Annotated in this window: 17 protein-coding genes; 14 read left to right on the top strand and 3 right to left on the bottom strand. The window is 64.2% G+C overall.

What is annotated here, in order from left to right; genetic code table 11:
• The first annotated feature begins 49 nt into the window (after positions 1-49).
• The 8 genes from AAC640_RS03835 (at position 50) to yihA (ending at position 6,111) form a co-directional block, all read left to right on the top strand.
• Entirely contained in the window at positions 50-1,381 is a 1,332-nt protein-coding gene (locus AAC640_RS03835; RefSeq protein WP_459113006.1) for a M48 family metalloprotease, read from the top strand.
• The gene (locus AAC640_RS03840) at positions 1,378-2,142 is read left to right on the top strand and encodes a DsbA family protein (protein ID WP_340264743.1); all 765 of its coding nucleotides are present in this window, start codon (positions 1,378-1,380) and stop codon (positions 2,140-2,142) included. The genes AAC640_RS03835 and AAC640_RS03840 overlap by 4 nt, the downstream gene beginning before the upstream one ends.
• A gap of 5 nt (positions 2,143-2,147) precedes the next feature.
• A complete protein-coding gene (locus tag AAC640_RS03845; RefSeq protein ID WP_340264744.1) occupies positions 2,148-2,708 on the top strand; it encodes a DUF1993 family protein in 561 nt (186 codons plus the stop codon).
• 169 nt (positions 2,709-2,877) lie between these two features.
• Positions 2,878-3,012 carry a 50S ribosomal protein L34 gene (gene rpmH / locus AAC640_RS03850; protein WP_340264745.1) on the top strand — a complete coding sequence of 45 codons (135 nt, stop codon included), beginning with the start codon at positions 2,878-2,880 and terminating at the stop codon, positions 3,010-3,012.
• A 32-nt stretch (positions 3,013-3,044) separates the two neighbouring features.
• Complete coding sequence (gene rnpA, locus AAC640_RS03855) at positions 3,045-3,431, top strand: ribonuclease P protein component (RefSeq protein ID WP_340264746.1); 387 nt, start codon at positions 3,045-3,047, stop codon at positions 3,429-3,431.
• On the top strand, positions 3,428-3,640 hold the full coding sequence (yidD, locus tag AAC640_RS03860; protein WP_340264747.1) for a membrane protein insertion efficiency factor YidD: 213 nt from the start codon (positions 3,428-3,430) through the stop codon (positions 3,638-3,640). Before rnpA ends, yidD begins: the two co-directional genes overlap by 4 nt.
• A gap of 32 nt (positions 3,641-3,672) precedes the next feature.
• Positions 3,673-5,373, top strand: coding sequence for a membrane protein insertase YidC (gene yidC, locus AAC640_RS03865; RefSeq protein WP_340264748.1), 1,701 nt, complete (start codon positions 3,673-3,675; stop codon positions 5,371-5,373).
• A 90-nt stretch (positions 5,374-5,463) separates the two neighbouring features.
• Positions 5,464-6,111 carry a ribosome biogenesis GTP-binding protein YihA/YsxC gene (yihA, locus tag AAC640_RS03870; RefSeq protein ID WP_340264749.1) on the top strand — a complete coding sequence of 216 codons (648 nt, stop codon included), beginning with the start codon at positions 5,464-5,466 and terminating at the stop codon, positions 6,109-6,111.
• 73 nt (positions 6,112-6,184) lie between these two features.
• On the opposite strand, the gene AAC640_RS03875 is transcribed toward yihA, so the two are convergent.
• Positions 6,185-6,742, bottom strand: coding sequence for a 2'-5' RNA ligase family protein (locus AAC640_RS03875; protein WP_340264750.1), 558 nt, complete (start codon positions 6,740-6,742; stop codon positions 6,185-6,187).
• 123 nt (positions 6,743-6,865) lie between these two features.
• On the opposite strand from AAC640_RS03875, the gene AAC640_RS03880 reads away from it, so the two are divergent.
• From AAC640_RS03880 to AAC640_RS03895, 4 genes are read left to right on the top strand one after another with little or no spacing between them, the layout of a single operon-like run.
• Positions 6,866-7,300 (top strand): pyridoxamine 5'-phosphate oxidase family protein, encoded by a 435-nt coding sequence (locus AAC640_RS03880; protein WP_340264751.1) that lies wholly within the window; start codon positions 6,866-6,868, stop codon positions 7,298-7,300.
• A gap of 47 nt (positions 7,301-7,347) precedes the next feature.
• Positions 7,348-7,725: a DoxX family protein gene (locus tag AAC640_RS03885; RefSeq protein WP_340264752.1), complete on the top strand. Its 378-nt coding sequence runs from the start codon at positions 7,348-7,350 to the stop codon at positions 7,723-7,725.
• A 52-nt stretch (positions 7,726-7,777) separates the two neighbouring features.
• Positions 7,778-9,826 (top strand): carbon starvation CstA family protein, encoded by a 2,049-nt coding sequence (locus AAC640_RS03890; RefSeq protein ID WP_340264753.1) that lies wholly within the window; start codon positions 7,778-7,780, stop codon positions 9,824-9,826.
• Positions 9,823-10,008, top strand: a complete 186-nt coding sequence (locus AAC640_RS03895; protein ID WP_340264754.1) for a YbdD/YjiX family protein — start codon at positions 9,823-9,825, stop codon at positions 10,006-10,008. Before AAC640_RS03890 ends, AAC640_RS03895 begins: the two co-directional genes overlap by 4 nt.
• Before the next feature lie 112 nt (positions 10,009-10,120).
• On the opposite strand, the gene AAC640_RS03900 is transcribed toward AAC640_RS03895, so the two are convergent.
• The gene (locus AAC640_RS03900) at positions 10,121-11,038 is read right to left on the bottom strand and encodes an XdhC family protein (protein WP_340264755.1); all 918 of its coding nucleotides are present in this window, start codon (positions 11,036-11,038) and stop codon (positions 10,121-10,123) included.
• A gap of 51 nt (positions 11,039-11,089) precedes the next feature.
• On the bottom strand, positions 11,090-11,761 hold the full coding sequence (locus AAC640_RS03905) for a S24 family peptidase (RefSeq protein ID WP_340264756.1): 672 nt from the start codon (positions 11,759-11,761) through the stop codon (positions 11,090-11,092).
• Positions 11,762-11,876: 115 nt separating this feature from the next.
• On the opposite strand from AAC640_RS03905, the gene AAC640_RS03910 reads away from it, so the two are divergent.
• Positions 11,877-12,062 (top strand): hypothetical protein, encoded by a 186-nt coding sequence (locus AAC640_RS03910; protein WP_340264757.1) that lies wholly within the window; start codon positions 11,877-11,879, stop codon positions 12,060-12,062.
• The gene (locus tag AAC640_RS03915) at positions 12,059-12,430 is read left to right on the top strand and encodes a hypothetical protein (protein ID WP_340264758.1); all 372 of its coding nucleotides are present in this window, start codon (positions 12,059-12,061) and stop codon (positions 12,428-12,430) included. Before AAC640_RS03910 ends, AAC640_RS03915 begins: the two co-directional genes overlap by 4 nt.
• Positions 12,431-12,435: the final 5 nt, after the last annotated feature.

The following is a 12,435-nucleotide window of genomic DNA, read 5'->3' on the forward strand; positions in this document are numbered from 1 at the left end:
CGACGATCCAGTCTTTCCCCGCAGGTCGATGAGGCGCCCGTGGCTTCGCATGGCAGCGATCCTGACGGCCAGCTTGGCGCTCCTCGCCCGCCCCGCTGCTGCGCAGCAGATATTGCGCGATGCCGAGACCGAAGCCTTCATGGCCGACATGTCAGGCCCTCTGGTCAGCGCGGCCGGCATGGAGCCGCGCAACGTACAGGTGTTCGTCCTCAACGATCCTGAAATCAATGCGTTCGTTGCGGGCGGCCAATATGTCTGGGTCCACAGCGGCCTGATCGCTGCGGCCGACAATGTGAACCAGCTTCAGGGCGTAGTGGCACATGAACTGGGCCATATCGAGGGCGGTCACGTCATCCGGTCGGCCGAAGGGATAAAGGAAGCGACCGGCATCACGCTGCTCAGCCTGGTGCTGGGGGCCGCCGCCGTGGCAGCGGGCGGGGCCGAGGCGGGGATGGGCATATTAGGCATGGGCCAGCAGGCGGCGATGGGCAAATATCTTGCCTTTTCGCGGGCGCAGGAAAGCTCCGCGGACCTTGCCGGCGCGCGTTACCTCAGCAGGGCCGGAATTTCGGGCAAGGGCAGCCTCGAATTCTTCAAGAAACTGCAAAATCAGGAATATCGCCTCGCGATCCCGCAGGACGACAGCTACGGCCGCACCCACCCGCTGTCGGGCGAGCGCATCAATGTGCTGCGCGAGGTCTATGAGGGCGATCCGGCCTGGAACAAGCCGGTGGACGCAAAGCTGGAAGCCCGGTTTGAGCGGATCAAGGCGAAGCTGATCGGCTTCGTGTCCGAGCCCAATCAGACATTGATCAAATATCCCGAAAGCGACCAATCGATCCCGGCCCATTATGCGCGCGCCTATGCCTGGCACAAGAGCGCCTATCCCGACAAGGCGGTTGCCGAAGCCGATGCGCTGCTCGCCGCGCTGCCGCACGACCCCTATTTCCTGGAACTGAAAGGTCAGATCCTGCTGGAAAGCGGCAAGCCAGCCGAAGCGATCCCCGCGCTGCGCGAAGCAGTGGCCCAAACCCATCAGCCCTTGATCGCAACGCTGTTGGGCCATGCGCTGATCGCGACCGAAGACGACCGCAATTTCGCCGAGGCTGAGCAGGTGCTCCGCAATGCGGTGGCGCGCGATCGCGAAAATCCCTTTGCCTGGTATCAATTAGGCGTTGTCTATGAACGGCGCGGCGACACGGCGCGCGCCGCCCTGGCGACGGCGGAACGCTATGCGCTCACCGGCGAGGACCAGATGGCGCTGCGCAACGCCGACATTGCAATGCAGGGGCTCAAACCCGGCACGGTCGATTATCTGCGGGCGCAGGATATCGCCATGGTTTCCCGCGCCGCCGTCGAGCAGAAGCGGAAAAAGAAATGAGCGACAACAGCAGGCCCGCTTTGCGCGCGGCTCTTTCAAACAGGATGATCCAGATGACGATCGGCGCCCTCGCCTTTATCGCCGCCACCGCCACAGGCGCCGCGCTCGGCATGCAGAGCACCGGGGGCGTCGGCGACAAGGCTGCGATCGAAAGGATCGTCCACGACTATATATTGGAGCACCCCGAGATCATTCCCGAGGCGGTCGAGCGGTTGCAGGCCAAGCGCGTGGCCGACAGTATCGGGGCGAGCCGCAGCGCGATCGAAACGCCTTATGCCGGTGCCTGGGAGGGTGCGGCCAAGCCCGACGTGACGCTGGTCGAGTTTTTCGACTACGCCTGTGGCTATTGCCGCGCTTCGCTGCCCGACCTCGCCAAGCTGGCGGGTGAGGACAAGGGGCTGAAGATCGTTTATCGCGAGTTGCCGATCCTGTCTGATGAAAGCGCGGACGCGGCGAAGGTGTCGTTGCTGGCGGCGGAAAAGGGTCAATATATGGCCTATCATCGCGCGCTCTACGCCGCTGGCCGGGTGACGCGCGACACGATATTCGCGGCGGCGGCGAAGGTCGGCATCGGCAAGGCCGAAGCCGAAGCGGCGATTGCCAGCCATAAATATGACGCGGAAATCCAGTCCAACATCGCCCTGGCGCAGAAACTTCATGCCAGCGGGACGCCGACCTTCGTCGTCGGGGACCAGGTGCTGAACGGTGCTGTAGGCTATGATGCGCTGAAGAAGGCGATAGCGACTGTGCGGAAGAATTAGCCGTCATGCTGAAGGACATACTTGTTCCCACCTATGTCCAGATGCTGGAAGCGCTGGCGGCCTGGCTGGGCAAGGTCGATAGCGCTCCCCTGGACGACGGAGCACGAACCCTGCTCACTGCCCGGCTCGCGCCGGACATGTTCCCGCTTGCCACGCAGATCCGCTTCGCCTGCGTGCAGGCGCAGGAGGGCGTCTTTCGGCTGCGACAGGAAGCTTTTCCGCCGTCGGTCCAGGCGGTGCTCGAGGAAGGACGGAACGGGGCCGAGCATCCCGGAACGATCGCCGACGCCCTGGGCGTGATCGCCGCCACGATCGACATCGTCAAAAAAGCCGCGGACGACACACCCGCAATAGACCCGGCGACCCCAATCGCGCATCGGCTGCCGCAGGGAATGATCTTCGATCTCACCGCCGGGCAGTATGTCCGTGACTGGGCGCTGCCCCAGTTCTATTTCCACCTGGTGGCCGCCTATGCGATCCTGCGTGCCCAGGGCGTGGAATTGGGCAAGGCGGATTATGTGGCGCACATGTTCGCCTATCTCCGGCCGGACACCATGCCCGTATGACATGGAGTTGACGAAGGCGGGCCGGCGCGACGATTAGGCGAAGCGCCTCGCTCCTCCGCCATTGACTCACCCTTCCCTTTTGCCTATCGGACGCCCCCTGACATGCGGCCGCCCATCGCGGCCCTTTTTTGTCACGCCCGATTTCTATGTTTGCTTTGAGGAATGAACGATGAAGCGCACCTATCAGCCGAGCAATCTGGTTCGGAAGCGCCGTCACGGTTTCCGCGCCCGCATGGCGACCCCCGGCGGCCGCAACGTGCTGCGCGCCCGTCGATCACGCGGCCGCAAGAGCCTGAGCGCCTGAACGACGCGCCGCTGGAACGCGCGCCGTCGGTCATGCGCCGACGCGCCGACTTTTTGGCGGCGAATCGCGGGCGTCGCGCGCCCATGCCGGGCTTTGTCCTGCTGGTGCGCGAACGCGGCGATGGCGATGCGGCGATGCGGTATGGCATCACGGTCACGAAGAAGATTGGCGGCGCTGTCATCCGCAACCGGATGAAGCGCCGTTTTCGCGTCCTGGCGCGAGAATTGTTGCCCCGGCTGGGTGTTGCCGGCGCCGACCATGTGCTGATCGGGCGAACCGATGGCGTGGAACGCGAATTCGGCCTGCTGCGATCAGAGTTGGAAAAGGCGCTGCGCAAGGTGATGAGTCGCCCTGCCGGCGACCAGCGCAAGCGGCCGTCGGCGGCCTTGTCGCGATCCGAAGGAGGAACTGGAGCGTGATGAGCCGCATCCTGATCCTCATCGCGCGCTGCTGGCAAATGGGGCCTTCGCGCATTCTGCCGCCCAGCTGCCGCTACGCCCCGTCCTGCTCGGAATATGCAATCCAGGCAATCGGCAAATATGGTGCGGTGAAGGGTAGCTGGCTGGCCACGAAGCGGCTAATGCGATGCCACCCATGGGGCGGGTCGGGCTATGACCCGGTTCCCTGACACAGAATTCCAACACGGCGGAGCCGATTAGCGTGGACGACAAGAAGAATATTGTTCTGGCGGTGCTGCTGACCGCAGCGATCCTGTTCGGCTGGCCCTATGTGTCCAAACATTTCTTCCCCGCAGCGAATCCGCCCGCGACGAAGATCGAGGGCGGCAAGACCAAGCCGCTGGCCCAGCCCGGCCCCGCGGCCGACGGTCCCGCGGCGATCCGCGACCGCGCGCTGGTTCTGAAGGAAAGCCCGCGCGTGCCGATCCGCACGCCCAAGCTCGTCGGCTCCATCAATCTCAAGGGCGCACGCATCGACGATATCGTGCTGCCGACCTACAGCGAGACGATCGCGAAGAATTCGCCCGCCATTCGCCTCTACAGCCCCTCGGGCACGCAGGATGCCTTCTTCGCCGGCTTTGGCTGGCAGGGCGAAGGCGCAAAGACGCCGGACGTCAACACGATATGGACGGCGCAGGGCAAGGAACTGACCCCCGCCAGCCCCGTCACGCTGCGCTGGAACAATGGCGCGGGCCAGACCTATGAAATCCGCTTCTCGGTGGATCAGAATTACATGATCACCGCGCAGCAGACGGTATCCAACAGCGGCCCCGGCGCAGTGGCGGTCAAGAGCTATGGCTATGTCAGCCGCGCGACCCCGTCCAAGGACCCGGACACCTGGACCATCCATGTGGGTCCCATGGGCGTGTTCAACGGCGCGGCCAACTATGACGTGAACTACAAGGACCTGGCGAAGGGTCCGGCAATGCAGAGCTTCCAGTCGACCGGCGGCTGGCTCGGCTTCACCGACAAATATTGGCTGTCCGCGCTGGTGCCGGACCAGAAGGCCGCTTTTGAAGGCCAGTTCCGCAAGGGCGCAGGCACGCAGTATCAGGCCGACTACAGCCTGCAGCCGACGATGCTGGCCCCGGGCAAGGCGATGACGCAGACAGCGCGCCTGTTCGTAGGCGCCAAGGAGGTCAAGACGCTGGAAGCCTATCAGGACGCAGGCATTCCGCTGTTCGACCGGGCGATCGACTGGGGCTGGTTCTACTGGTTCGAAAAGCCGATCTTCGCGCTGCTCCACTGGTTGTTCGAACATATCGGCAATTTCGGTGTGGCGATCATCTGCCTGACCTTCGTCGTGCGCGCGCTCATGTTCCCGGTCGCGCAGCGGCAGTTCGCCAGCATGGCGGCGATGCGCGCGGTGCAGCCCAAGATGAAGGCGCTGCAGGAGAAATATAAGGACGACAAGCCCAAGCTCCAGCAGGAGATGATGGCGCTGTACAAGCGCGAGAAGGTGAATCCGCTTGCCGGCTGCCTGCCGATCTTCCTCCAGATCCCGATCTTCTTCGCGCTCTACAAGGTGCTGCAACTGACCATCGAAATGCGCCACCAGCCCTTCGTCCTCTGGATCAAGGACCTGTCGGCGCCCGATCCGCTGCACATCCTCAACCTGTTTGGGCTGCTTCCATTCACGCCGCCCGCTTTCCTGGGCATCGGCTTGCTGGCGCTGCTGCTGGGCATCAGCATGTTCTTCCAGTTCAAGCTGAACCCGGCCCAGATGGACCCGATGCAGCAGCAGGTCTTTTCGATCATGCCCTGGATGATGATGTTCATCATGGCGCCGTTCGCGGCCGGGCTTCTGGTCTACTGGATCACCAACAACTGCCTGTCGATGCTGCAGCAATGGTGGCTTTACCGGCGGCATCCCGTGCCGAGCAGCGCGGTCCAGGCGAAGTAGCAGGTCGACAGCCCCGCCCGTTCGTTTCGAGCTTGTCGAGAAACGGGTTTGTCGCGCTTCCCGACAAGCTCGAACCGAACGGAGTGAGGGATGACGCAACAGCACGAAGCCGACCTGGTCGAGGAAGCGCGCAGGATCTTTGCGGGGCCCATCACATTCCTCAAGTCCGCGCCCGATCTCAAATTCCTGCCCGACATGTCGGTCAATGAAGTGGCCTTCGCGGGCCGTTCCAATGTCGGGAAGTCTTCGCTGCTGAACGCGCTGACCGGCCGCAACGGGCTTGCCCGCACGTCCAATACACCGGGGCGCACGCAGGAGCTGAACTTCTTCGATGTCGGCAATCCACTGCGGTTCCGCCTGGTCGACATGCCAGGCTATGGCTATGCCAAGGCGCCCAAGGACATGGTGCGCAAATGGCGTTTCCTGGTGAACGACTATCTGCGCGGGCGGGCGAAGCTGAAACGCACGCTGGTGCTGATCGACAGCCGCCATGGCATCAAGGATGTCGACACCGACATATTCGACATGCTCGACGCGGCGGCGGTCAGCTATCGAATCGTGCTGACCAAAGCGGACAAGGTAAAGGCCAGCCATCTGGCCGAAGTCATGCAAGCGACAGCCGACGCCGTCCGCAAGCGGCCGGCGGCCCATCCCGACATCATTCCCACATCGAGTGAAAAGGGTATGGGCATCGCGGAATTGCGCGCGGCGGTGCTGGAGAGCGTGACGCAGGGGTGAAGGGGCGGACGAGGCTGACCGCCGCCGCTTGCCGAGCAACCGGGTTTCGCCCGAAGGGCCGTCATGGAAGCGCTCAGAACAGGCTGAGTTGCCCATCTCCCTTAAGCGGCCAAGTGCCCAATATTTCGTGGTGCCGGTGGCCGACATGGCTGCAGAGCAGCACGAACTGTTTGACTCGCCAGGAAAAGCCATCGACCTTTCTCTTCTCGGGCCGACCGTCTCGGTAGAAGAGCGTCTGGTGCGGGCTGAAGCTCCAGTCCGGACGCAGCCCCACCCCCGCCCCCCGCATCGCTGTGGCAACCGACCGCTGCAAGTCGCTCAACAAGGGCACGGCGCCCGACGGGCGCAGGGCGGCAGAACGGTTGCTGAAGCTCAGCTGATCGAGCAACAGGTCGAACGGTTCAGCCAGAATGCCGGTGCCGGCGCGCAGCAGCGCCTTGACCACGGCATAGGGATAGTCGACATGATCGGCGGTGACGGCAAGCGTCAGATGCTGGTGATCGGGCAGGATGCGGTCTTGGCCGCCGCCGATGGAGGCCGCGAAATAGTCGGTCTGTCGAGCGATCACCGCGGTCGGCTTCAATGCGAAGAACAGCCTGTATAGTGGCTTGATGCGCATAGCAGGGCGCATGGCTGATGCCTTTCGAATCACCGGAAATGTTCACTATATGTTCTATTTGTCCCGGCGGCGAGTCCGCCTCGGACCCGCTCCCGCTCTCCGCGCGTTTCGGCGTGGTGATCGAAGGAGGCAAAGATGGTGCAACGGACGCTCGAACAACTGGCGGAAAAGATGAAGGACATCGATTTCGCCATGCTCGCTACCCATACCGAGGGCGGTCGCATCGGCGCGCGGCCGATGAGCAACAATCGCGATGTCGATTATGATGGCGACAGCTATTATTTCACCACCGACGACACGTTGATGGTCAGGGATATCGAGCACCAGCCGAAGGTCGGCCTGTCCTTCCAGGGAAAGGCGGGCCTGCTGAACCACCGCCCGCTCTTTGTCGCCATCGAAGGACGTGCCGACCTGATCCGCGACAAGGCGCGGTTCGAAGCGCATTGGAACGGCGACCTCGACCGCTGGTTCGAACAGGGCGTTGACACGCCCGGGCTGGTGATGATCAAGGTCCATGCGGAACGCGTCCACTACTGGGACGGCGAGGACGAAGGCGAGATCAGGCTCTGACAAGCGCGAGTGACAGGGAAAGCGCGGCGCGGCGCATAGCGCGCTGGTTGCTGTCCCTTCTCTATCTTTTGGCGGGCACCGCGCATCTGGCGCGGCCCGCGGGCTTCGTCGCAATTACGCCGGCTTGGGTGCCCTGGGCGCCGGAGGTGATCGCTTTCACCGGCCTGGCGGAAGTCGCGGGAGCCATCGGCCTGGCCGTCCCGCAGCTGCGGCGCGCGGCGGGGGTGGGCCTGGCGCTCTATGCGCTGTGCGTGTGGCCGGCCAACCTCAACCATGCGATCAACGATATACCGCTGGGTGGCGTGCATCTTGGCTGGTGGTATCACGGGCCGCGACTGGCGTTGCAGCCGGTGATTATCTGGTGGGCGCTTTGGGCAAGCGGTGCCATTGACTGGCCCTTCGCACGAAAGCGCGATTGTCTTTGAAGGACGTGGGCTTACTGTGGCCCGGCAATCCCAGGCCAGCATAGAGAGAGCGATGACCCGGCACATCCCATGGATCCTGATCGCGATCGTCGGCGCGGTCGCCCTGTCGGTCGTCGCGGTGTCGCGCGGAGAAGCAGTGAACGCCCTGTGGATCGTGGTCGCGGCAGTCAGCAGCTTCCTGGTCGCCTACCGCTATTATGCGCTGTTCATCGGGCGGGCGGTCATGCGGCTGGACGCGAAGAGGCCCACGCCCGCCATCCGGCGGGCGGACGGCCTGGACTATGTCGCGACCGATCGCGTCGTTCTGTTCGGCCATCATTTCGCCGCCATCGCCGGCGCCGGCCCGCTGGTCGGCCCGGTTCTGGCCGCGCAGATGGGCTATCTGCCCGGCACCATCTGGATCATCGCCGGTGTGGTGCTGGCAGGCGCGGTGCAGGATTTCATGGTCCTGTTCATTTCCATGCGCCGCGACGGCAAGTCGCTGGGCGAACTCATACGCATGGAAATGGGCCAGGTCGCGGGCACAATCGCGCTGCTCGGCGCCTTCATGATCATGGTCATCATCCTCGCAGTGCTGGCGCTGATCGTGGTCAAGGCCCTTGCGGAGAGCCCCTGGGGCATGTTCACGGTGGCAGCGACGGTGCCGCTTGCCATGGTCATGGGCGCCTATACCCGGTGGATACGGCCGGGCCGGATTGGCGAGGTGTCGCTGATCGGCCTCGTCGGCCTGCTGGCTGCGATCATCTATGGACAGTCCGTGGCGCAATCACCGGTCTGGGCGCCAATCTTCACCTTCACGCCGGTGCAGCTGTGCTGGATCTTGATCGGCTATGGCGCGGTGGCGTCGGTGCTGCCGGTCTGGCTGCTCCTGGCGCCGCGCGATTATCTGTCGACTTTCCTGAAGATTGGCGCGATCGCGGCACTGGCAATAGGCATCTTCATCATGGCGCCGCCGCTCAAGATGCATGCGGTCACGCCGTTCGTGAATGGCAATGGCCCGGTCTGGTCGGGCGGGCTGTTCCCATTTCTCTTCATCACCATCGCCTGTGGCGCGGTGTCGGGCTTCCATGCGCTGATAGCCAGCGGCACGACGCCGAAGCTGATCGCGAGCGAAAGCGACGCGCCGATCATCGGCTATGGCGCGATGCTGACGGAAGCCTTCGTCGCGATCATGGCGCTGGTGGGCGCCTCGATCCTGGACCCGGGCATCTACTTCACGATGAACAGCCCGGCAGCGGCGATCGGCAAGGATGCGGCGAGTGCGGCGGCGGCGGTGACGGCGATGGGCTTTCCCATTTCCCCTGATCTGATCGTCCAGACGGCCAGGGACGTCGGCGAACATACGATCATCTCCCGCGCAGGCGGCGCGCCGACATTGGCGGTGGCGATGGCGGAAATCTTTTCCCATGTCGTCGGCGGGCCGGCGATGAAGGCCTTCTGGTATCATTTTGCGATCCTGTTCGAGGCGCTGTTCATCCTGACGGCAGTGGATGCGGGGACGAGGGCCGGTCGTTTCATGCTTCAGGACCTGATTGGGCTGGCCGCGCCGGGCTTCAAGGAGGCAAAGGGGTTGGCGGCGGGCGTTGTCGCCACCGGCCTCACAGTCGCGGCCTGGGGTTTCTTCCTCTATCAGGGCGTAACCGATCCCCTGGGCGGGGTGAACACGCTCTGGCCGGTGTTCGGCATTTCCAACCAGATGCTGGCCGCCATCGCGCTGATGCTGGGGACGGCGGTGCTGTTCCGCATGAAGCAGGACCGCTATGCTTGGGTGACGATGCTGCCGGCGGCCTGGCTGATGGTCTGCACCCTGTCGGCCGGATCGCTGAAGCTGCTGTCCGCCGATCCCAAGGTCGGTTTCCTGAGTCACGCCGCGAAGTTCGGTGGGGCAGCGGACAGGAGCGAAGTGATGGCACCGGCCAAGTCCATGGCGGAGATGCGGCAGATAATCTTCAACGATCGCGTGGACGCGGTGCTTGTGGCCATTTTCCTGGTCGTCGTGCTGTCGCTGCTGTTCTTCACCATCCGCACCTGCCTTGCCGCGAGGCAGGAGCGGGCGCCGACGGCACGGGAAATCCCCGTGGAACTGGCGCCGGCGGAATGACGCACTGGCTGCAGACCGCGCGACGGCTGGGCGCGATGATGGTCGGCATGCCCGACTATGACACGTATTTGCGCCACATGCGTGAGCATCATCCTGGCGAACCGCCGATGGATCGCATCGCCTTCTTCCGCGAGCGGCAGGAGGCGCGCTATGGCGGCCGCAATGGCGGGAAATGCTGCTAGAATATGTTCCGGTCCCATTGGACCGGCCCGGACGGCCCGGGCCATTATTTTGCCGCGTTTTCCGAATCAGCAGATGACGCCATCTGCTTGGAAAACACTCCAGGGGCAGCTCTCAGCCCCGCGCGTTGAAGCCTGAAATCATGCCCGCCGCGATCGACAGCGCGATCTCGGCCGCGCCGACGGCGCCGATGTCGAGCCCGGCCGGACCATCGATGCGGGCAAGGTCGGCGGCGGCAAAGCCCATGGCCGACAACCGCTCCAGCCGTGCGGCGTGACTCTTACGAGAGCCAAGCGCGGCGATGTAGCCGGTCGAGGCACGCAAAGCGGCAGCGAGCGCGGGATCGTCGATCTTGATGTCGTGGCTGAGCGTGACCACGGCGGTTGCTTCGCCGGGGAGACGCGCGGCGATCGCCTCGTCGGGCCAGCGATCGTCCAGTTCGACGCCGGGGAAGCGTTCCTCGGTCAGGAACCGGCCGCGCGGATCGATGACCACGGGTGCGATCCCGATCGCCCGCGCCAGCGCCGTCAGCGACTGGGCGATCTGAACCGCGCCGACGATCAACAGACGGCGGGGCGGATCATAGCGGTTCTGGAACTGCCCATCGACCAGCGCGTCCGCCGTGCGGCCGGTCGCAAGATCGGTGGACAGGGTAACCGACCGCCCCTGATCTCGTGCCGCCGCGATCCGGTCGAAAAGGGCAGGAGCGAAGCCCTCCTCCGCTACCGGCTGCACCAGGACGCGGATGTCGCCGCCGCAGGGCAGTCCCACCGACCAGGCGTCGCCATCCGCCACGCCATAGCGTTCGACATGCGCGGCGCGGCCTGCAATCACCTCTTCAGCGCGCTGCAATACGTCCGCTTCGACACAGCCGCCTGAAATGCTGCCTTCGAACCGGCCGTCGCGATGCACGAGCATGTGGCTGCCGCGCGGCCGCGGCGCGGAGCCCCAGGTCGACACCACCGTCGCCAGCGCCATGGGCGCGCCCCGCCATTCGATAGCCTTGCGGGTCACCGCGTCATTGTCGTTCAAGCCGGCCTCCTTTGGTCCCCGGACATAGGAACGCGGTTGCGCCTCGCCAAGCTAGATGAGACGGCGGCCCGTCCAGACCACGCGCCCGACGATGGCGACCAGGGTGGGATCAATGTCGACCCAGTCGGGATAATGGCCATTGTCGCTGAGCACGCTGAACAGGCCCCGGCGCGGGCCCATCGCGATTCGCTTGACCATCAACACCCCGTCCAGCCGCAGCACATAGACGCCGTCGCGCAGCCGTTCGACGCCGTCCTCATGGTCGACCATGATTTCGTCGCCGTCGTTGAGGGTGGGCGCCATCGATTCGCCGTCGACCCGGATGATGGAGACGCGCTGCGGCCGCACCCCCAGATGGCGTAGCCAGTTGGCGTCGAACGCGATTGCGCCGGTCGCGCGCTCATCCTCGTCAAGGGATCCGGGACCGGCCGACGCGCCAAGCGACAGGCGGGGGACAGTGACAACGGCAGGAAGCGGGCGCGATCGGCGGGGAACCGGCGCGGCCGTCACCGGGCCGCCCAGCATATCCTCGGCGATGCCGAAATAGCGAGCCAGCACGCGCCGATCCTCCTCATCAAGCTTGCGGGGCGTCCCTCGCTTGATGAACTGCTGGATATAGGCGGGATTGCGCTTCAGCAGGCGCGAGAGATCGGCATAATTCTCCCCCCGCTCGGCAATCAGCCTTTCCAGCACGACGCGGGCATCTTCTCCATTACCGACCATGATCCATCCATAATGATAGGATTTTTCCTAGACAAGTAGGAAATAGGGCAACAGATAGGAAATGTCCTATTGATTCGCAGCCAGCGAGTCGCACGATACGAGGAGAAACAGGGGCATGCTGATCCGAGCCATCGAGAAATTTCTGCGAGACAATGGCATTCCGCCCACGCGCTTCGGCCGGGAAAGCGTACGGGATCCTCGGCTGGTGTTCGACTTGCGTAACGGGCGCGAGCCTGGGGACCGCATAAAGAGACGAGTAGAACATTTCATGAACACATATCGCAGGGGAGCCGAACAATGACAAGCATGGATCCCCATGGACGGGTGAGGAATTGCATCCCAAATGAAGCGAAGCGGCGTGGCGGCGACGATCCCCTGCCCCGCCTGCTGTCGCAGTTGATCGAACGGGCGGGCACGCCCGCCGCTATAGAGCGCGCGGTCAGCCGCCCATGGGCAAGCGCACTGTTCCAGGGACGCCGACACGCCATCCGTCTGCGGCTGTCAGGCGCAGACGCAGCGGACAGGCGCATTCACTTCGCCACAGGGCTGGAAGATGCCGAATGGACCTTGCCACGTCACTTCGTCGCCGACATTTGCATCGACGCAAGCGGCTCGGACGGTGACGGCGAATGGCTGGAACTCTCGGCGCTCACCATCGAGGATTGGTGAGCCCG

The organism is Sphingobium mellinum (assembly GCF_037860795.1).
Taxonomy (GTDB): Bacteria; Pseudomonadota; Alphaproteobacteria; order Sphingomonadales; family Sphingomonadaceae; genus Sphingobium; species Sphingobium mellinum.

Excerpts from the sequence above, each read along its gene's own strand:
- rnpA (WP_340264746.1), top strand. The coding sequence starts at position 3,045 with ATGCGCCGACGCGCCGACTTTTTGGCGGCGAATCGCGGGCGTCGCGCG.
- AAC640_RS03890 (WP_340264753.1), top strand. The coding sequence starts at position 7,778 with ATGACCCGGCACATCCCATGGATCCTGATCGCGATCGTCGGCGCGGTC.
- AAC640_RS03895 (WP_340264754.1), top strand. The coding sequence starts at position 9,823 with ATGACGCACTGGCTGCAGACCGCGCGACGGCTGGGCGCGATGATGGTC.
- AAC640_RS03835 (WP_459113006.1), top strand. The coding sequence starts at position 50 with ATGGCAGCGATCCTGACGGCCAGCTTGGCGCTCCTCGCCCGCCCCGCT.
- AAC640_RS03840 (WP_340264743.1), top strand. The coding sequence starts at position 1,378 with ATGAGCGACAACAGCAGGCCCGCTTTGCGCGCGGCTCTTTCAAACAGG.
- AAC640_RS03845 (WP_340264744.1), top strand. The coding sequence starts at position 2,148 with ATGCTGAAGGACATACTTGTTCCCACCTATGTCCAGATGCTGGAAGCG.
- AAC640_RS03875 (WP_340264750.1), bottom strand. The coding sequence starts at position 6,742 with ATGCGCCCTGCTATGCGCATCAAGCCACTATACAGGCTGTTCTTCGCA.
- rpmH (WP_340264745.1), top strand. The coding sequence starts at position 2,878 with ATGAAGCGCACCTATCAGCCGAGCAATCTGGTTCGGAAGCGCCGTCAC.
- AAC640_RS03880 (WP_340264751.1), top strand. The coding sequence starts at position 6,866 with ATGGTGCAACGGACGCTCGAACAACTGGCGGAAAAGATGAAGGACATC.
- AAC640_RS03915 (WP_340264758.1), top strand. The coding sequence starts at position 12,059 with ATGACAAGCATGGATCCCCATGGACGGGTGAGGAATTGCATCCCAAAT.
- AAC640_RS03905 (WP_340264756.1), bottom strand. The coding sequence starts at position 11,761 with ATGGTCGGTAATGGAGAAGATGCCCGCGTCGTGCTGGAAAGGCTGATT.
- AAC640_RS03910 (WP_340264757.1), top strand. The coding sequence starts at position 11,877 with ATGCTGATCCGAGCCATCGAGAAATTTCTGCGAGACAATGGCATTCCG.
- yihA (WP_340264749.1), top strand. The coding sequence starts at position 5,464 with ATGACGCAACAGCACGAAGCCGACCTGGTCGAGGAAGCGCGCAGGATC.